This is a genomic window from Achromobacter sp. SD115 (assembly GCF_017355315.1).
GTDB classification, from domain to species: Bacteria; Pseudomonadota; Gammaproteobacteria; order Burkholderiales; family Burkholderiaceae_B; genus Achromobacter; species Achromobacter xylosoxidans_B.
Genome location: NZ_JADIJM010000023.1, coordinates 18,864 through 37,722, shown reverse-complemented (window position 1 = coordinate 37,722; position 18,859 = coordinate 18,864). Strand labels below are relative to the sequence as shown.

18 protein-coding genes are annotated in these 18,859 nt (G+C 65.8%); 9 read left to right on the top strand and 9 right to left on the bottom strand.

All coding sequences use genetic code 11. The features are described 5' to 3' along the window. Positions 1 to 54: 54 nt before the first annotated feature. On the bottom strand, positions 55 to 1,017 hold the full coding sequence (locus IPU70_RS26070) for an AraC family transcriptional regulator (RefSeq protein WP_207471935.1): 963 nt from the start codon (positions 1,015 to 1,017) through the stop codon (positions 55 to 57). 319 nt (positions 1,018 to 1,336) lie between these two features. Here IPU70_RS26070 and IPU70_RS26065 point away from each other — a divergent pair, with 319 nt between their 5' ends. Together IPU70_RS26065 and IPU70_RS26060 are read left to right on the top strand one after the other, a co-directional pair. Next, entirely contained in the window at positions 1,337 to 2,383 is a 1,047-nt protein-coding gene (locus IPU70_RS26065) for an aldo/keto reductase (RefSeq protein ID WP_207471933.1), read from the top strand. Between the two features lie 48 nt (positions 2,384 to 2,431). Then, entirely contained in the window at positions 2,432 to 3,091 is a 660-nt protein-coding gene (locus IPU70_RS26060) for a thiopurine S-methyltransferase (RefSeq protein ID WP_207471931.1), read from the top strand. A gap of 47 nt (positions 3,092 to 3,138) precedes the next feature. On the opposite strand, the gene IPU70_RS26055 is transcribed toward IPU70_RS26060, so the two are convergent. The 6 genes from IPU70_RS26055 to IPU70_RS26030 form a co-directional block, all read right to left on the bottom strand. Then, positions 3,139 to 3,906: an SDR family NAD(P)-dependent oxidoreductase gene (locus IPU70_RS26055; protein ID WP_207471919.1), complete on the bottom strand. Its 768-nt coding sequence runs from the start codon at positions 3,904 to 3,906 to the stop codon at positions 3,139 to 3,141. After that, positions 3,903 to 4,898: an NAD(P)H-quinone oxidoreductase gene (locus IPU70_RS26050; protein WP_207471918.1), complete on the bottom strand. Its 996-nt coding sequence runs from the start codon at positions 4,896 to 4,898 to the stop codon at positions 3,903 to 3,905. Before IPU70_RS26050 ends, IPU70_RS26055 begins: the two co-directional genes overlap by 4 nt. Positions 4,899 to 4,916: 18 nt before the next feature. Next, on the bottom strand, positions 4,917 to 5,621 hold the full coding sequence (locus tag IPU70_RS26045) for an ABC transporter ATP-binding protein (RefSeq protein WP_207471916.1): 705 nt from the start codon (positions 5,619 to 5,621) through the stop codon (positions 4,917 to 4,919). Continuing rightward, positions 5,614 to 7,395 carry a branched-chain amino acid ABC transporter ATP-binding protein/permease gene (locus tag IPU70_RS26040; protein ID WP_207471914.1) on the bottom strand — a complete coding sequence of 594 codons (1,782 nt, stop codon included), beginning with the start codon at positions 7,393 to 7,395 and terminating at the stop codon, positions 5,614 to 5,616. Before IPU70_RS26040 ends, IPU70_RS26045 begins: the two co-directional genes overlap by 8 nt. A gap of 22 nt (positions 7,396 to 7,417) precedes the next feature. Next, entirely contained in the window at positions 7,418 to 8,284 is an 867-nt protein-coding gene (locus IPU70_RS26035) for a branched-chain amino acid ABC transporter permease (protein WP_013395478.1), read from the bottom strand. Positions 8,285 to 8,402: 118 nt separating this feature from the next. Beyond that, positions 8,403 to 9,602: an ABC transporter substrate-binding protein gene (locus tag IPU70_RS26030; RefSeq protein ID WP_013395477.1), complete on the bottom strand. Its 1,200-nt coding sequence runs from the start codon at positions 9,600 to 9,602 to the stop codon at positions 8,403 to 8,405. Positions 9,603 to 9,928: 326 nt separating this feature from the next. Here IPU70_RS26030 and IPU70_RS26025 point away from each other — a divergent pair, with 326 nt between their 5' ends. The 3 genes from IPU70_RS26025 to IPU70_RS26015 are packed head-to-tail and all read left to right on the top strand — an operon-like array spanning position 9,929 to position 12,595. Further along, complete coding sequence (locus tag IPU70_RS26025) at positions 9,929 to 10,711, top strand: SDR family oxidoreductase (RefSeq protein ID WP_088142064.1); 783 nt, start codon at positions 9,929 to 9,931, stop codon at positions 10,709 to 10,711. Further along, the gene (locus IPU70_RS26020; protein ID WP_207471912.1) at positions 10,711 to 11,667 is read left to right on the top strand and encodes a 3-hydroxyacyl-CoA dehydrogenase; all 957 of its coding nucleotides are present in this window, start codon (positions 10,711 to 10,713) and stop codon (positions 11,665 to 11,667) included. Before IPU70_RS26025 ends, IPU70_RS26020 begins: the two co-directional genes overlap by 1 nt. Continuing rightward, entirely contained in the window at positions 11,660 to 12,595 is a 936-nt protein-coding gene (locus tag IPU70_RS26015; RefSeq protein ID WP_013395474.1) for a 3-keto-5-aminohexanoate cleavage protein, read from the top strand. The genes IPU70_RS26020 and IPU70_RS26015 overlap by 8 nt, the downstream gene beginning before the upstream one ends. A 35-nt stretch (positions 12,596 to 12,630) precedes the next feature. Here the strand turns inward: IPU70_RS26015 and IPU70_RS26010 are convergent, their stop codons facing one another. Together IPU70_RS26010 and IPU70_RS26005 are read right to left on the bottom strand one after the other, a co-directional pair. Further along, positions 12,631 to 13,701 (bottom strand): glycerol dehydrogenase, encoded by a 1,071-nt coding sequence (locus IPU70_RS26010; protein WP_207471909.1) that lies wholly within the window; start codon positions 13,699 to 13,701, stop codon positions 12,631 to 12,633. A 9-nt stretch (positions 13,702 to 13,710) separates the two neighbouring features. After that, positions 13,711 to 14,415, bottom strand: a complete 705-nt coding sequence (locus IPU70_RS26005) for a GntR family transcriptional regulator (RefSeq protein WP_013395472.1) — start codon at positions 14,413 to 14,415, stop codon at positions 13,711 to 13,713. A 128-nt stretch (positions 14,416 to 14,543) separates the two neighbouring features. Here IPU70_RS26005 and IPU70_RS26000 point away from each other — a divergent pair, with 128 nt between their 5' ends. Genes IPU70_RS26000 through IPU70_RS25985 form a run of 4 tightly spaced genes read left to right on the top strand, consistent with a single transcriptional unit; the run spans position 14,544 to position 18,829 of the window. Continuing rightward, positions 14,544 to 15,401, top strand: a complete 858-nt coding sequence (locus IPU70_RS26000; RefSeq protein WP_242702706.1) for a transketolase — start codon at positions 14,544 to 14,546, stop codon at positions 15,399 to 15,401. After that, positions 15,402 to 16,388: a transketolase family protein gene (locus IPU70_RS25995; protein ID WP_207471908.1), complete on the top strand. Its 987-nt coding sequence runs from the start codon at positions 15,402 to 15,404 to the stop codon at positions 16,386 to 16,388. Positions 16,389 to 16,403: 15 nt separating this feature from the next. Further along, positions 16,404 to 17,225, top strand: a complete 822-nt coding sequence (locus IPU70_RS25990) for a shikimate dehydrogenase (RefSeq protein WP_207471901.1) — start codon at positions 16,404 to 16,406, stop codon at positions 17,223 to 17,225. 5 nt (positions 17,226 to 17,230) lie between these two features. After that, on the top strand, positions 17,231 to 18,829 hold the full coding sequence (locus IPU70_RS25985) for a GMC family oxidoreductase (RefSeq protein ID WP_207471894.1): 1,599 nt from the start codon (positions 17,231 to 17,233) through the stop codon (positions 18,827 to 18,829). Positions 18,830 to 18,859: the final 30 nt, after the last annotated feature.

The following is an 18,859-nucleotide window of genomic DNA, read 5'->3' as shown; positions in this document are numbered from 1 at the left end:
TAACGTTGTCAAATTAGGATTAGGGCAATCCCTAGGGCAGCGAAAACCGGCGTTTCAAGCCGGCGCCAGCGCGGTTTCGTCCTTCCAGCGCTGCTTGTCGCGCAAGGGCGGGGAGCCGAACAGGCGGCTGTATTCGCGGCTGAACTGCGAGGAGCTTTCATAGCCCACGGCATGGGCCGCCAGCGCCACGCCGGCGTCGTCGGTCAGCATCAGCCGCCGCGCTTCCTGCAGGCGCAGGTGCTTCTGGTATTGCAGCGGGCTCATGGCGGTGGCCTGCTTGAAATGATGGTGCAGCGAAGACACGCTCATGTGGACGTCGCGTGCGATCTCTTCCACGCGCAAGGGCTGCGCGTAGTTGTCGCGCAGGATGCGGATGGCCTTGGCCACGCGGTTGAGTTGGCTGTCTTGCAGCACCGACTGGCGCAGTACAGCGCCCTGGCCGTTCATCAGCAGGCGGTACAGCAGTTCGCGCTTGACCAGCGGCGCCAGGATGGGAATGTCGCGTGGCGTATCCAGCAGGCGCAGCAGGCGCAGTACCGCGTCCAGCAAAACGCTGCCCAGCGGATTGACGCAAAGCGCGCGTCCGGCCTCGGCAGGCGGCTGGGCGGGCAGGTTTTCGTCGCTGATCAGCGCGGTGATCTCCTCCACGTTCAGGTCCAGCCGCAAGCCCAGGTAGGGCAGGGTCGGGCTGGCGACGGAGACCTTGGCCACGACCGGCAGTTCCACCGAGGAAATCAGATAGTGGAAGGGATCGTACTCGTAGGCCTCGTCGCCGATCAGCAGGCGCTTGGACCCCTGCGCGATGACAGCGAACGCTGCCTTCTGCAGGCCGGGCTTGGCGCCGGTGGGCTGCGAAAGGCGGTGCAGGAACAGGCCCTCGATGGGCGTGTCCAGTGAGCCCTCCAGGTCGCCGGTCATGCGTTCCAGCGTGCAGAGCAGCTCGCGCCGCGCCGGCTCGTAGGCGGCGTCCAGCGTCGGGCCGGCGCGGTGGTCGGTAATGGCGGTCGTCATGGTCATGGGGGCTCCCGTGGCGCACCGCGCCGGGAAGGCGGGCGGCGGAGGAAAATCGGAGAATCGGGCGGCTTTCAGTGTATGCCCAAGTGGGGCTGCTTCCAGGGTGCCGCCTCCATCATGGAGAAATGGGCAGAAAATCCGGAGGAATGAGTGCGCGCCGATTGGATGCCTGGCGTCGCCGGAGAATTGGGCAAAAAAAGGGCAGGATCAAGCAGCGCCTGCGGCGGGCGCCGGACGCATACTGCCTTCATCCCGGCAGACGGGCCGAGACCCTACCATCCTGGAGTGCCGGCTCCCGTCGAGCCCTTGAAGGAGTGCAACCATGCGGTACAAGAAATTCGGCAGTACTGGCCTGTTCGTGTCGGAACTCTGCCTGGGCACCATGACCTTCGGCGGCGAAGGCGAGCTGTGGAGCAAGATCGGCAGCCTGCAGCAGGAAGACGCCAACCGGCTGGTGGGCCGGGCGCTGGATGCCGGCGTCAACTTCATCGACACGGCCGACGTGTATTCCGAGGGGCGTTCCGAGGTCATCACCGGCCAGGCGCTGCGCGACCTGAAGGTGGCGCGCGAGGACGTCGTCATCGCGACCAAGGTGTTCGGCCAGACGGGGGCCGGCGTCAATGCGCGCGGCAACTCGCGTTCGCACATCATGGACGGCGTCAAGAAGAGCCTGTCGCGCCTGCAGCTGGACCATATCGACCTCTACCAGATCCACGGCTTCGATCCCGCCACGCCGGTGGAGGAAACGGTGAGGGCGCTGGACAATCTGGTGCAGCACGGCCACGTGCGCTACGTCGGCGTGTCCAACTGGGCTGCCTGGCAGATCATGAAGGCGCTGGGCATCGCCGAACGCCTGGGCCTGGCGCGCTTCGAGTCGCTGCAGGCCTACTACACGATCGCCGGCCGCGACCTTGAGCGCGAGATCGTGCCCATGCTGCAAAGCGAAGGCGTCGGGCTGATGGTGTGGAGTCCGCTGGCGGGCGGCCTGCTCAGCGGCAAGTACAGCCGCGACGGCCAGGCTGAAGCCGGCAGCCGTCGCGCCGCCTTCGACTTCCCGCCGGTGAATCAGGACCGCGCCTACGACAGCATCGACGTCCTGCGTCGCATGGCCGGCGCGCGCGGCGTGTCCGTAGCCCAAGTGGCCCTGGCCTGGCTGCTGCACCAGCAGGCCGTGACCAGCGTCATCATCGGCGCCAAGCGCGTGGAGCAGCTGGACGACAATCTGGCGGCGACTGCCATCCGGCTGACGGCCGACGAACTGGCCGAACTGGATCAGGTCAGCGCCTTGCCGCCGGAGTATCCGGGCTGGATGCATGTGCGCCAGGGCGAATACCGGCGCAAGCAGCTGAGCGATTCCGGCGCGGCATAAGCCAGCACTACAATGCCTCGCAACGATTACACAGGAGGCAGAGCAGGCATGGACGCGGAATTCTGGCTGGAGCGCTGGCGCGAAGGGCGCACGCATTTTCATCAATCGCGGGTGACCCCGCTGCTGCAGAAGTACTGGCCTACGCTGGGCGTCCCCAAGGACGGCCGCGTGCTGGTGCCGCTGTGCGGCAAGTCGCTGGACATGGTGTGGATCGCGGCGCAGGGGCATCCCGTGCTGGGCGTGGAACTGTCGCAGCTCGCGGTGGAGCAGTTCTTCGAAGAGAACGAACTCAAGCCGCTGACGCACGTGTCCGTCTATGGCAAGCACTACGTGGCGGGCAGCATCGAAATCATCTGCGGCGACATCTTCAAGCTGGACGCGCAACTGCTGTCGCATTGCGTCGGCGCCTATGACCGCGCCGCGCTGGTGGCGCTGCCCGAAGCCATGCGCGCGGATTACGTGCGCCACGTCTACGGCAATCTGTCGCCCGCCTGCCAGGGCCTGCTGATCACGCTGGACTATCCCCAAGAGGAAATGCCGGGGCCGCCGTTCTCGGTGGTGGACAGCGAAGTGCAGGCGATCTTTGCAGGCGTGTCGCCCGCCAGGATCATCGACCGCCGCGACATCCTGGAAAAGGAACCCAAGTTCCTGGCGGCCGGCGTGAGCCGGCTGGACACGGTGGTCTACCACCTGGGCTCGCAGGAATGAAGGGGACGCCCGCCTGAGCTTGCAGGCGGGCGTTTTTCATCACGACATCAAGTCATCAGCCAGCCGCCGGCCACGTCCAGCACCTGGCCGGTGACGAAGCGGGCCTGGTCCGACGCGAAGAACAGGCAGGCATCCGCCACTTCCTCCGGCGTGCCCAGGCGGCGCAGCGCGGTCACCTGAGCCACGGCGTCATTGATTTCCTTGGGTACGGATTTCAGCAGAGGCGTGCTGATGCGTCCGGGCGCCAGCGCATTGACCGTGACCTCGTGTTCGCCCAGTTCGGCTGCCCAGTGGCGCGTCAGGCCGATCAGGCCGGCCTTGGTGGCCGCATAGTGCGCCGCCACGATGTCGCAGTAAGCCCGGCCGGCTACCGAAGACATGTTGATCACGCGGCCTTGGCGCTCGCGCACCATGTGTGGCGTGGCCAGGTGCGTCATGTAGAACACGCTGTTCAGGTTGACGGCGACCACGTTCTCCCATTCCCGCGGCGGCATCTCCCAGACCTTCAGCGCGCGCCCGTCCGTCTTGGGCGAAATGCCGACGTTATTGACCAGAATGGTGGCGGCGCCCAGCTCGCGGCTGATGCGTTCATAGGCCGCCTGGCATTCCTCGAAACGCGCCACGTCGGCGTGCACGAAGCACACTTCATGGCCGCGCTTGCGCAGCTCCTTCTCGTAGGCCTGGCCGCCCTGCGAATTGAAATCGATCAGCCCCACGCGGCCGCCTTCGGCGAGGAAACCCTCGACGATGGCCGAGCCTATGCCGCCGACCGCGCCGGTGACGATGGCGACCTGGTCCTTGAAGCGTCCGCTCATGCGGCCACCTTGAGCATGATCTTGCCGATGTGCTTGCTGCTTTCCATCAGCGCGTGCGCCTGGGCCGCTTCGGCCAACGGGAACACCTTGTGGATGCGCGGCAGGCATTGCCCTTGCTCCATCAGCGGCAGCACCTTATCCGCCAGCGCTTGGGCGATCGCGCCCTTGTCTTCGTCGGAGCGGGGGCGCAGGGTGGATCCGGTGAACTGCAGCCGCTTGATCATGATGGGCATGGCATCGATCTCGGCCTTGCTGCCTTCCAGGAAGGCGATCTGCACCAGCCGGCCGTTGACCGCCAGCAGCCGCAGGTTCTTGTTGATGTAGGCGCCGCCCACCATGTCCAGGATCACGTCCACGCCCGGGCCGCCGCTGCCCTGGCGCACCTCGGCCTCGAAGTCGGCCTCGCGGTACAGCACGGCATGATGCGCGCCGGCGGCCAGGCAGGCCTCGGCCTTTTCCTGGTTGCCCACGGTGGTCCAGACCTCGGCGCCGAAGGCGCGGGCCAGCTGGATCGCGGTCAAGCCGATGCCGCTGGAACCGCCGTGCACCAGGAAGCGCTCGCCAGCCGCCAGGCGGGCGCGGTCGAATACATTGGTCCAGACGGTGAAATAGTTCTCGGGGATGGCGGCGGCCGTCAGGAGGTCCAGGCCGCGCGGCACTGGCAGGCAATGGCGCTCGTCAGCCAGGCAGTACTGGGCATAGCCGCCGCCCGGCGTCAGCGCGCAGACCTGGTCGCCGACCTTCCAGAGGCTGGCCTCGGGGCCGGTGGCGATGACGGTGCCGGATACCTCCAGTCCCAGATGGGGCGAGGCGCCAGGCGGCGGCGGGTAGGAGCCGGAGCGTTGCAGCACGTCGGGGCGGTTGACCCCGGCATAGGCGACCTCGATCAGCACCTGCCGGGCGGCGGGCGCTTCCATGTCGCGTTCGGCCAGGCGCATGCAATCGGGCGCGCCGCCCTGGCCGTGGTCGATGTATGTGCAGCGTAAAGACATAACAGGAGGTCCTTGGTATCAGTGGCCCAGATAGGCCTTCTTCACATGCGGGTCGCTCAGCAGTTCCGCGCCCGTGCCGGTGCGCACGATGGCGCCGTTCTCCAGCACGTAGCCGCGATCCGCCAGCCGCAGCGTGCGGAACACGTTCTGCTCCACCAGCAGCACGGTCACGCCGTGCGCGGTGACGCCGCGGATGATGTCGAACATCTGCTGCACCAGCAGCGGCGACAGGCCCAGCGAGGGCTCGTCGAACACCAGCAGCTTGGGGTCGGCCATCATGCCGCGCGCGATCGCCACCATCTGCTGTTCGCCGCCCGAGAGCGAGCCCGCGTACTGGTTCAGCCTTTCCTTCACCCGCGGAAAAATGCCCAGCACCTCGTCCAGCTTGCGCTGCACGATGGGGCGGGCGGCGCGCTTGTACGAACCCATCAGCAGGTTGTCGCGCACGGTGAAGTGCGGGAACAACTGGCGGCCTTCGGGAATCATGGTGATGCCGGCGTCCACGATGTCGTAGGGCTTGCGGTTGGTCAGGTCTTGTCCTTCGAATTCGACCTTGCCTTCCATCGCGCCGATGACGCCGCAAAGCGTCTTCAAAGTGGTGGTCTTGCCGGCGCCGTTGGCGCCGATCAGCGTGACGATCTCGCCCGCCAGGACCTCGAAGTTCAGGCCGTTCAGGACCTGGCTCTTGCCGTAGCCCGAGGACAGATTCGAAACCTTAAGCATCCTGGTACTCCTTGCCCAAATAGGCTTCGATGACGGCGGGGTTCTCGACCACGTCCTTGGGCGCGCCGCTGACCAGCACCGCGCCTTCATTCAGCACGATGATGCGGTCGGACAGCGCCATGGTGGCCTGCATCATGTGTTCGATCAGCAGCACCGACACGCCCGAATCGCGGATGCGCCGGATCATCTGGATCGACTTCTCGATGTCGGTCGGGTTCAGGCCCGCCATCACCTCGTCCAGCAGCAGGATGCGCGGCTTGATCGCCAGCGCGCGCGCGACTTCCAGGCGCTTCATGCCGCCCACGGTCAGGTTGCGCGCCTCGATGTCCAGGGACTTCACCAGGTCGGTCTGCTCGGCCACCTTCATGGCGATCTGCTCGGCCTCGTCGCGGTTCGAGGTCCGGATGAAGGCGCCCAGCATGATGTTCTCGAGTACGGTCAGGCCGGTGAACGGCTTGGCGATCTGGAAGGTGCGGCCCAGGCCCTGGTGCGCGAACTCGTCGGGCGTCTTGCAGGTGACCCATTTGCCGTGCGCGTCCAGCATGCTGATGCCGCCCTTGTCCGGCGACAGGAAGCCCGACAGCAGGTTGAACACCGTGGTCTTGCCCGCGCCGTTCGGGCCTATCATGCCCAGGATCTCGTTCTGGTTCAGCGTCAGCGACACGTCGTTGGTGGCGCGCAGGCCGCCGAAGCTCTTGAACAGCTTGTCGGCCTTCAGCACCGGCTGATCGGTGCGTTCGGCGCTGTGCAGGCGCAGTTCGTCGGCCAGCTTGAGCTTGGCGCGCGGCGTGCCCAGATAGGGCAGGCGCGACAGCCAGCGCTCGATGGTCGGACCGAAGGCGCCGGCCAGGCCGCGCGGAATGGTCAGCACCACCGCCACCAGGATCAGGCCGTAGATCAGCCCGTGCATGCCGTTGCCCACGCTGCTGAGCCAGCCGCGCGCCAGTTCGGCGATGGGCAGCACCAGGAAGGTGCCGGCGATGGGGCCGGCCACCGTGCCCAGGCCGCCGATCAGGGCGAACATGGCCACCTGGATCGACAGCTCCAGCGAAAACGCCGAGCTGGGATCCACGAAGGTCAGGTAGGTGATGTGGAAGGTGCCGATGATGCTGGTCAGCATGGCGGACACGACCGCGGCGATGATCTTCATGCGCACGGTATGGATGCCGACCGCCAGCGCCGCATCCTCGCGTTCGCGGATCGCGATCAGGTAATGGCCGATGCGCGACTTGCGGATGTACCAGGATGCCCAGGTCACCAGCAGGAACAGGCCGAAGGCGATGATCACGTAATTGACCTTTTCGCGGAACACGATCCAGGTCCAGCCTATGTTCAGCGGCAGGCTGATGCCGCTGGAGCCGCCCGTCCAGCTTTCTTCATGGATGACCAGGAGGCGCACCACTTCCAGGATCGCGATGGTGGCCAGCGCGAAGAACGGCCCGCGCAGTCGCAGGGTGGGGTAGCTGATCAGGATGGCGACCGCGCCTGAGATGACCGCGCCCGCCAGCATGCCGAACCAGGGCGAAATGCCGAAGTTCTGCGTCAGCAGCGTGGCGGTGTAGCCGCCGATGCCGTAGAACACGGCGTGGCCCAGGGACAGCTGGCCGGCGTAGCCGCCGACGATGTTCCAGGCCACCGACAGGGCCGAGAACACGAACAGCAGCACGAACAGATTGGTCCAGAAAGGCGTGCCCATGACTACGGGCACGAGGAACATCGCGATCAGCAGGATCAGGCTGACGTAGGTCTTGGGGTGTCGAATATCGGGAAACACATCTCGCTCCTAGTTGCTCTGATCACTCTGTGCCGACGCCGAACAGGCCGTTCGGACGCAGCACCAGGATCAAGAGGAAGATCCCGAAATAAACGACCTCTTTCAGGTCGGGGGCGATGTAGAAGCCGGCCAGCGTGTCGACGATACCGATGATCATGGAGCCGGCCACGGCGCCATACAGGCTGCCCAGGCCGCCCAGCACCACGATCACGAACGCCGTCAGCACGAAGTACGTACCCACGGTGGGAAACACCGGATACTGCGGCGCCAGCAGGCCGGCGGCGATGCCGACGAAGGCCGTGCCCAGGCCGAAGGCGATGGCGTAGACATTGTTGACGTTCACGCCCATCAAAGTGGCGGCGTAGCGGTGCTGCGCCACCGCCCGCAGCGCGCGGCCCAGATAGGTGCGGTGCATGAACAGGTGCAGCAGCACCGCCAGGCTCAGGCCGATCACGAAGGTAATCAGCTGTCCGGTCACCATCGAATAGGGGCCGATGTCGATGGCGTTGGTGCCCAGTTCCACCGGCGCGCGGTAGACGTTGGCGCCGAATATGACCAGGGCGAGATTCAGCAGGATGGTGGACACGCCCACCGTGGCGAAGATCTGGATGTGCTGGTCGGCATTGAGCAGCGGCTGGATGATGCCCTTCTGCGTCAGCGCGCCCAGCGCGAACAGGATGACTGCCACCGGCACCAGGCCGGCGTAGGGATGCACGCCGAATTGCGCCGCGATCAGATAGACCATGTACATGCCTATCATCAGGAACTCGCCATGCGCGAAGTTCACCACGCGCACCACGCCGAAGATCAGCGTCAGCCCCAGGCTGATGATGGTGTACGCGCCGCCCAGCAACAGGCCGTTGATGACCAGTTGAATGAATAGTTCCATGTTGCAACCTCTTAGAGCGGGTAGCGGCCCCGATCTGGCCGAACTGTTGGCCGGATCGGGGCGCGCGGACCCCGGGATACGTCAGGCGCCCCCGAGCGCCTGAGCACTGGCGTGGCGCTTATTTCTTGAAGACCGGCTTGCCGAGTGCGAGGTTGCTGGGCGCGATGGTGACGAGCTTGCCGTCCTGCCACTGCATCACGTAGAACGTGGATGCATTGTTCTGGCCGTCTTCGCCGAAGTCGAAGGCCCAGCCGTTGGCGGTCTGGCCGGCCGGCTTCTTGTAGGCCAGGACCGCGGCGCGGATCTTGTCCTTGTCCGTGGACTTGGCGTTGCCGATGGCTTCGAAGAAGGCCTTGGCGCCGACATAGTTGGTCAGGCTGTGGCCGGACTGCGGATCGCTCTTGTAGGTGGCCTTGTAGGCTTCCAGGAACTTGTCCAGGCCGGGCGCGCCCGCCGGATTGATGGACGACTGCGGGAAGTCCAGGTCGAACACGCCGTTCATGTCCGCGCCCACGGCCTTGGCCGTGTCGGCCAGGGAGTAGCCGCCGCCCGCGCCGATCACGACCTTGGGCTTGAAGCCCGCGGCGCGCGCCTGGCTGAAGAACAGGATGGCGTCGTTCTGGTAGGCGGTCTGCAGCACCACGTCGACCTTGGCGCCCTTCAGGCGCAGGATGAGCGAGGACAGGTCCACGGTCTTGGCGGAGTACGGCAGCACTTCCGCCACCGTATAGCCCAGCTCCTGCGCGCGCTTCTTCTCGGTGGCGGCCACGTCGGTGCCGTAGGGGCCGTCCTCGTGGATGATGCCGATCTTGATGTCCTTGGGGTTCAGCCCCATGCCCGGCGCGATGGTGTCGTGCAGCGCATTGACCACCGACACGCCATACAGCGCGGTGTTGGGATTGCTGCGGAACAGGTACTTGTAGCCGCGCGTGGTGATCTTGTGCGCGGTGGCGCCCAGTTCGAAGTAGGGCACGCCGGCCAGCTCGGTGACGGGCGAGGCCGCGTAGGAAATGCCGGAAGCGTAGCTGCCGAACACGCCGACCACGTTGGAGGAAATCAGGCGCTTGGTTTCCGACACGGCCTGGGTCGGGTCGACGGCGTCGGCCTTGATGATTTCGATCTTTTCGCCGTTGACCCCGCCGGCGGCGTTGATCTCATTGACGGCCAGCTCCAGGCCGCGATAGCTCTCTTGTCCCAGGAGCGCGAGCGCGCCGCTGAACGGGAAGAGGGCGCCTACCTTCATGTCGGCCGCTGCGGTGCCGCTTGCCAGCGCGCCGCACACGCCCAGCGCCAAAGCAATTTTGTTGAACTTGAACACTGTCTACGCTCCTTTGTCGGTATGGGATGCGGACTTTCTTGTTTGGTCCGTTTTTTTGAATATATGATATATCGGCCGGGCGGGTAGCAAACCCCGCCTTGGATTCTAGTGGGGGCCGTAACCCGCCGAATCGGGGAATTCCCTAAAGCCGCATGAATAAAGACTTAGCGGGCTGATCCAACGCAAATTCGGGTTTTCATCCTACTTTGGGATGACTCTTTCCGGGCTAGGCGATGGTTGCCAAAAACATCAGTCCATAGCTGTTTTTTTCATATATCGTATATCATCAATTGCCCGCTTTTCATAAGAATCTAGGAGACAGAGGCATGTTCGAGGAAGTGGATTTCGCCGGGAAAAGGGTGCTGATCACCGCCGGCGCGGACGGGCTGGGCCTGGAAATGGCGAAGGTGTTCCGCCATGCCGGCGCCTCCGTATTCGTATGCGATGTGAACCAGGAGCGCCTGGCCGCGCTGCCGGCCGAATTACCCGGCGTGCACGCGGCCCTGGCCGACGTTTCGGACGAAGACAGCGTCAGCGCGCTGTTCGATCAGGTCCGCGCCCAGTTGGGCGGCCTGGACATCCTGGTCAACAACGCGGGCGTGGCCGGCCCCACCGGCTATGTCGAAACCCTGTCCAAGGCGGACTGGGACCGTACGCTGGCCGTGAACATCACCGGACAGTTCCTGTGCGCGCGCCAGGCCATCCCCTTGCTCAAGGAATCCAAGGCCGGCGTCATGATCAACCTGTCGTCCGCGGCCGGGCATCTGGGTTTTGCCGGACGTTCGGTCTATTCGGCATCGAAGTGGGCGGTGATAGGCTTCACCAAGTCCCTGGCCATCGAGCTGGGGCCGCATGGCATCCGCGTCAACGCGATCCTGCCGGGCGCGGTCGAAGGGCCGCGCATCCGCGCCGTCATCGCGGCCAAGGCGGATACGCTGGGACGCCCGGTGGAGGAGATCGCCGCGCAGTATGAGAACCAGGCGGCGCTGGGCCGCATGGTCACGGCGCGCGATATTGCCAACATGGTGCTGTTCAATGCCAGCGAGGCCGCCCGCAGCGTCTCGGGGCAGGCCATCGTGGTGGACGGCTTCACGCAGAAGCTCTACTGATGGACGCCGCGTCCAATGCGCAGCGCGCCGCCATCGTCGGCACCGGATTGATAGGCCAGGGCTGGGCTATCGTGTTTGCCCGCATGGGTTGGGAAGTGCGCCTGTACGACGTCAACGCCGCCATGCTGGCCGAGGCGCGAGGCCTGATCCTGCAGCAGCTGCGGGAACTTGAAACCCAGGGTTTGCTCAAGGACGCCGAGGCCATCGGTGGCCGCGTCCATGTGGCAAACAGCCTGGCGGATGCCTTGAAGGGCGCCCGCTACATCCAGGAAAACTCGCCGGAAAACGTCGAGATCAAGCGGGCGTTGTTCACGCAACTGGACGCCGCGGCCGAACCCGACGCCATCATCGGCAGTTCCACATCCAGCATTCCCGCCAGCGAATTCACCGGACACCTGCCCGGACGGCACCGTTGCCTGGTGGCGCATCCCGTGAATCCGCCCTACCTGATCCCGGTGGTGGAACTGTGTCCCGCGCCCTGGACCAGCCCCGAGGCCGTGGCTGCTGCCCGCGCCATCATGACGGGCATCGGCCAGAAGCCCGTGCTGGTGCGACGCGAAATCGAAGGCTTCATCCTGAACCGGCTGCAGGGCGCGCTGCTGCACGAGGCTTTCCGCCTGGCCAGCGCCGGCATCGCCAGCGCCGAGGATATCGACACCACGGTGAAGGACGGCCTGGGCCTGCGCTGGTCGTTCATGGGGCCGTTCGAAACCATAGACCTCAACGCGCCCGGCGGCATTGCCGACTATTGCGCACGCTACGGCGGGCTGTACCAGTCCATCGGCGCGACCCAGGGCGAACCCGTCGCCTGGGACGGCGCGCTGGTCGATGCCCTGTCGGACGAACGCCGCGGCTTGCTGCCGCAGGAAGATCTTGCCAAGCGCCGCTTCTGGCGCGACGAAAAACTGATGCGCCTCATGCGCCACAAACAGGACAACGGAGACAACAATGGCTAAGCCCAAGCAGAAAGTCATCATTACTTGCGCCGTGACGGGCGCCATCCATACCCCCAGCATGTCGCCGCACCTGCCGGTCACCGCCGACGAAATCGCGGAAGCGGCCATCGGCGCGGCCAAGGCCGGCGCAGCGGTGCTGCACCTGCACGCGCGCGATCCGCAGACCGGCAAGCCCTCGCAGGATCCGGCCCTGTTCAAGCCCTTCCTGGAGCGGATCAAGCGGGAAACGGACGCCATCATCAACATCACCACCGGCGGCAGCCCCCACATGACGGTGGAAGAGCGCATGCGTCCGGCCACCACCTTCAAGCCGGAGCTGGCGTCGCTGAACATGGGTTCCATGAACTTCGGCCTGTACCCCATGCTGGGCCGCTTCAAGGAGTTCAAGCACGACTGGGAGCGCGAGCACCTGGAGAACAGCCGCTCGCTGGTATTCCGCAATACCTACCAGGACATCGAGTCCATCCTGGCGCTCGGCAACGCCAACGGCACCCGTTTCGAGTTCGAGTGCTACGACATCAGCCATCTGTACAACCTGGCGCATTTCGTCGACCGCGGCCTGGTCAAGTCGCCGCCTTTCATCCAGTCGGTGTTCGGCATCCTGGGCGGCATCGGCCCGCACCCCGAAGACCTGATGCACATGAAGCGCACGGCCGACCGGCTGTTCGGCAACGACTATGAATGGTCGATCCTGGGCGCTGGCCGCGGCCAGATCCCGCTGGCGACCATCGGCGCCGCCATGGGGTCGAACGTGCGGGTGGGGTTGGAGGATTCGTTGTGGATCGGGCCGGGCGAAATGGCGCAGTCCAATCAGGTCCAGGTGGAGCGCATCCGCACCATCCTGGAAGCATTGAACCTGGAAATCGCCACGCCCGAAGAAGCGCGCGCCAAGCTGGATCTGAAGGGCAAGGACAACGTCGCGTTCTGATGCGGTGGGGCGCCGGCGGGGCCGGCGCCTGCCTGTCAGGCGTAACGGCGCAGCGCGGCGGCCAAGGTATCGGTGTCGAGCGCGCGGTCGAAGTTGGCGGCGTGGCGGGCCTTCAGGCTCAGCTCCGCGGCCAGCATCAATTCCGCGTCGGATGGCTCGGCGGCCGCGCCCAGTTCGCGCAAGGTCGTGGGCAAGCCCACTTGTTCATACCAGCGGGTCAGTTCGGCCAGCATGCCGTCCGTCCGGTTTTCCAGGTCCAGCTGCACCAGCAGGCCGACGGCCACCTGCAGGCCGTGCGGCGCGCTCGCCACGCCGCTGATCTTGGGCAGCCCGCGCGTCAGCGCGTGGGCGATGGACAGGCCGCCGCTTTCGAAACCGAGGCCGCTCATGAGGATCATTGCTTCCACCACGCGTTCGAAGGCCGGCGTGGGCTGGCCGCTGCCGGCCGCGACAACAGCGTCCACGCCGTCGGCCAGCAGGGTGCGCAGGCAGCCGTCGGCGATGAACTGGGCAGCGAGGGGCGGCGCGCCGTCATACATGTTCTTGCCGCCATTGCGGGCGCACTGCTCGGCCTCGAACTTTTTCGAGACCGCATCGCCCAGGCCGGCGCGGAAGAAGTGCGCCGGCGCGGTGGCGATGACGGCCGTGTCCACCAGCACCATGGTGGGGTTGAACAGCATGTGCTCCACCGCCAGGAGATTGTGATGGGCGTCGTACAGGACGTAGTTCTTGCTGGTAGGCGCGTCGTTGGAGGCAACGGTGGGCACGGTGATGAGATGGCAGTGCGAGGACTTGGCCACCGCCTTGCCCGCGTCCAGCGACTTGCCGCCGCCCACCGCGATCACCATGTCGATGCCGGCCGGCGCGGCCTGCGCGCGCAACTGCGTGATCACGGCCGGCGTCAGGTCGCCTTCGACGATCAGCGGTATCAGCGACACGTTTTGCGCCGCGCACAAGGCTTCGATTCTTGGCCCCAGCACGCCATGCACGTAGCTGTCGATGACCAGGGCGGCCCGGCGGCCGAACAGGGCGGCGTACTCGCCCAGGGTGTCCAGGGCGCCGGCGCCCTGAATGTAGCGGCAGGGCGCGCCAAAAATCTTCAGCATGGGTTGTTCCTATTTGCGGGCAGCGGGAGGGCGGTAGTCGAGTTCCTTTTCGCGCTCGACCAGCCAGTCGATCATGATCTTGCCGCCCCAGACCAGGTCGGCCTGGATGGCTTGCCTGGCGGCTTCGGAGTCGCGCGCTTCAAGGGCTTCCAGCACGGCCTCGTGGCGGTGCTCGTTCTGCGAGTAATCCAGCCCCGAGGTCTTGACGTGGAACACCTTGAGAATGGGGCCGGTGATCACCCAGAACGATTCCACCGTGGCGCGCAGGATGGGCTTGTTGCTGGCTTCCAGGATGGCGAAGTGGAACTTGCGGTTCAGATAGCTGGCGCGCTTGGGATCGCTGGAAGTGCAGGAGATGAAATCCCGTTGCAGCGCGATCAGGTTGTCCAGCTGCTTGCGCGTGATGTTCTGGGCGGCCTCGGCCGCGCCCATGCCTTCCAGGTGGAAACGGATCTGCTGGATTTCGCGCAGTTTTTCCGAATTGACGTAAGGCACGTAGACCGCGGTGGCCGCCTGCATTTCCAGGCCCTGCTCGCTGATCAGCCGGAAGATCGCTTCGCGCACGGGCGTGATGGAGACGCCCATTTCCTGGGCCAGTTCGCCAATGATCAGGCGTTCGCCGGGTTCGTACTGCCCGTTGATCAGGGCATTGCGGATTTCGTTGTAGACCCTGACGGAGAGGTTCTCTTTCTTTACCGGTTTGAGGCTGGACATGACAGGGCTCAGGCTTGCTGTATTGATGGGGGCGGGTGGATTCGGGATGAATTCTATCCCGCCATGGCAAATTCGAGCGCGATGGGTATATTATATATCATATATCCTAACAGTAAAAAGGAAGCGCCATGAGCAGTGACAGGGAGGCCCCTACCGAAGGGGAGGTCGGGATGCTGCGGGAAAAGGCCCGCCACATCCGGCTGGAGACCATCAGGCTGATCGAAATCGCCAAGGTCGGGCATTACAGCTCGGTGTTCTCGTGCGCGGAAATCTTCGCCGCGCTGTACTACGACGTGATGCGCCTGCGGCCGGGCGAACCGCAGTGGCCCGACCGCGACCGCTTCCTGATGGGCAAGGGCCATGCCGCCGTGGGCCTCTTTCCGGTGCTGGCCGACCACGGCTTCATAGACCGCGAACTGCTGGACGGCTACACCCGCCTGGGCAGTCCGCTGGGCGATCATCCCGACATGAGCAAGGTGCCGGGCGTGGATTTCAGCTCGGGCTCCATCGGCCACGCGCTGTCCAATGGCGTGGGCATGGCGGTGGGTGGGCGCATGAGCGGACGCGACTTCAACGTGTTCGTGCTGCTGGGCGATGGCGAAATGCAGGAAGGCCAGGTCTGGGAGGCCGCGCTGTTCGCCGCGCACAATCGCCTGTCGCGCCTGGTCGCCATCATCGACCGCAACGGCTACCAGCTGGACGGCAAGGTCGACGAGGTCATGGGCGTGGAATCGCTGAAGGAAAAATGGCAGGCCTTCGGCTGGGACGTGCACGAAGTGGACGGCCATAACCTGGCGGAGCTGACCGCCTTGCTGCGCCGCCTGCGCGCGGACGAGGTTCGCGCCAAGCCGGCCTGCGTGATCGCGAAGACCATCAAGGGCAAAGGCGTGTCCTATATGGAAACCGAGCCGGGCTGGCACCTGGGCTACCTAGCGCCGCAAGACGCGCAAAGCGCCGTCGACGAAATCCTTTCCCGCGAGATTTGAATGGCACAGGCACAAGTCCTCTCTCCCGACTCCTGGCAGTACCGCGCCCTGAACGCGGTGAATCCCGGGCTGTCGTATCTTTCCGACGCGCTGATTGAATTGGCGCAGGCGGGACATCCCGTGGTGGCAGGCTCGGCCGACCTGCAGTATTCCAACGGCCTGAACCGCTTTGCGCAGGCCTACCCCGACCGCTACGTCCAGTTCGGCATTTCCGAGCAGAACATGGTGTCGGCGGCCGCTGGGCTGGCGACCACGGGCATGATGCCCTTCGTCGCGACCTTCGCGTCCTTCCTGGGCCTCTTGTGCTGCGAACAGATCCGCATGGACGTGGCCTATACCAAACTGCCGGTGCGCCTGATCGGCCACCATACCGGCATCAGCCTGGGCTTTTACGGCACCTCGCACCACGCCACGGAAGACATTTCGACGATGCGTGCTTTGGCCGGCCTGACAGTGGTCTCGCCCGCCGACGGTCCGCAGCTGGCGTCCGCCATCAAGGCTTCGGCGGATTGGCCCGAACCGATCTACTTCCGCATCGGCCGCGGCCGCGACCCGCAGGTCTATGAAGACGGCATGCCTTTCGAATTCGGCCGCGCCATCGTCCATTCCAGCGGTTCGGACCTGAACATCATCGCCTGCGGCATCACCTTGCACGCGGCCTTGGCCGCGGCCGAGCAGCTGCGCGGCGAGGGCCTGTCGGTGGGCGTGATCGACATGCCCACCATCAAGCCCCTGGACCGCGACGCCGTGCTGGCCGCGGCGGGCAAGTCCCGCCAGCTGATGACGGTGGAAGAGCACAACGTGCTGGGCGGACTGGGTTCGGCCGTGGCCGAGGTCCTGGCGGACGCGGGCACGGGCACGCGCCTGCGCCGCCACGGCATCTACGATGAATACAGCCTGATCGCGCCGCCCACCACCCTGTATGCGCATTACAAGCTGGACGCCGCCGGCATCGCCGAGGTCGCGCGCGCCACGCTCCAGCCCTGAAACACGGAGACAAGCATGAAGGAAATCACCGGAACCACGCGCCTGTTCGGCATCCTGGCCGATCCCATCCACCACGTGAAGACGCCGCAGCGCATGAACGAGCATTTCGCCGCCATCGGTTTCGACGGCGTGTGCGTGCCGTTCCACGCCCGGCCGGACAACCTGGCGGAGGTGGTGGCAGGCCTGCGGCGGCTGGAAAACCTGGGCGGCGTCATCGTCACCGTTCCGCACAAGACCGCCATCCTGGACCTGGTGGACGACGCCACTCCCGTGGCGCGCAAGATCGGCGCGGCCAATGTGGTGCGGCGCGAGGCCGACGGCAAGCTGGTGGCGCACATGCTGGATGGCGAAGGCTTCGTGCGCGGCTTGCGGAGCGCGGGCGTGTCGCCCGAGGGCAAGAGCGCCTACCTGGCGGGGGCGGGCGGCGCGGCCAATGCCATAGGCTTCGCACTGGTGCAGGCCGGCGTGGCGCGGCTGACCATCGCCAACCGCACCACGGCCAAGGCCGAGGATCTGAAGGCGCGCATCCTGTCGCTGCATCCCGATGCCCGGATCGACGTGGGGACGGCCGACCCGTCGGGGCATGACCTGGTGGTCAACGGCACCTCGCTGGGCATGAAGCCGGAGGACGCGCTGCCGCTGGACGCCAGCCGGCTGACGCCGGACCAGCTGGTCTGCGAAGTCATCATGCAGCCCAAGGACACCGCCTTGCTGTTGGCGGCGCAGGCCCGCGGCTGCAAGGTGCATTACGGCGCGCCGATGTTGGCCTGCCAGATCGAGCTGATGGCACAGATGCTGGGCGTGGCGGCGGACCAGCAGGCCGGCACAGGACGCTGACCCGCATGAGCGACTACGACTTCATCATCGCCGGGGGCGGCACGGCGGGCTGCATCCTGGCCAACCGCCTGAGCGCCGACGGCAAGCATCGCGTGCTGATGCTGGAGGCCGGCCACGAAGCCCGCAGCATGTGGATTTCCATTCCGGCGGGCTTTTCCAAGCTGCTGGTGAATCCGGAATACAACTGGCGATTCGCCACCGAGCCGGAAGACAACGTCCATGGCCGCACCATCGCCGTGCCGCGCGGCAAGGGCCTGGGCGGTTCGACCTTGATAAACGGCATGATCTACGTCCGCGGCCAGCCGCAGGATTACGACGGCTGGGAGGCGGCCGGCGCCACCGGCTGGGGCTACAACCAGGCCGAGCGCGTCTTCCGCAAGATCGAATGCTATGAACCCGGCGATGGCAGCCGCGGCAAGAACGGCCCCATGCACCTGGAAGAGGTGGCCGAACGCTTTCCCATCGCAGATGCCTTCTTGCGGGCGGCGCAGGAAGACGGGCAGCCCTTGAACCCCGATTACAACGGTGGCAGCCAGGAAGGCGTGGGCTACTACCAGGTGCTGCAGCACCGGGGCAGGCGCTGGAGCGTGGTGGACGGCTACCTGAAACCGGCCGCCGGCCGCAAGAATCTCAGCGTGGAATGCGGCGCGCACGTGACGCGGCTGGTGTTCGAGGGCAAGCGCTGCGTGGGCGTGGCCTACCGCAAGAACGGGCAGGAACACATCGTGCGCGCGCGGCGCGAGACGCTGCTGTGCATGGGCGCGGTGCAGTCGCCGCAGTTGCTGGAGTTGTCCGGCATCGGCAACCCGGCCTTGCTGCAATCGTTCGGCATTGCGCCGGTGCTGGCGCAGCCGCAGGTGGGGGAGAACTACATCGACCACTTTGCCACGCGCATGAACTGGCGGGTGAAGGACACGGTGACGCTGAACGAGATGTCGCGCGGCTGGCGCCTGGCGCAGCAGGTGGCGCGCTACTACGCCAGCCACAAGGGCATCCTGACGCTGGGCACGGGGCTGGTGCACGGCTTCGTGAAAAGCGCGCCGGACCTGCCCGCGCCCGACGTGCAGTACTTCTTCGTGCACGCCAGCTACGCCAACGCGGCCGAACGCATCCTGGACCGGCATCCGGGCATGACGATAGGCGTGGCGCAGTTGCGGCCCGAATCGGTCGGATCCATCCACATCAAGTCGGCGGACCCGCAGGTGGGGCCGGCGATCCGCCCCAACTTCCTGTCCGCCCAGGTGGACCGCGACAGCCTGGTGGGCGGCATGCAGGTGGCCCGGCGCATCGTCGGCCAGCCGGCCTTGCGGCGTTACGTGGCTTCCGAGATCAGCCCCGGCGCGGCGGTGGACAGCTACGACGAATGGCTGGACTTCGCGCGCCGCAACGGCCAGACCATCTACCACCCCATCGGCACCTGCCGCATGGGTTCGGACGCCGCCGCCGTCACCGACGTGCGCCTGCGCGTGAACGGCTTGTCGGGCCTGCGCGTGGTGGATGCCTCGGTGATGCCGAAGATGGTCTCCGGCAACACCCAGGCCGCCGTCATGATGGTGGCCGAGCGCGGCGCGGAGATGATCCTGGAGGATGCGGCGCGAGCGTAGCCGCGCCTGGCTTGGACAAGGGCGCACGGA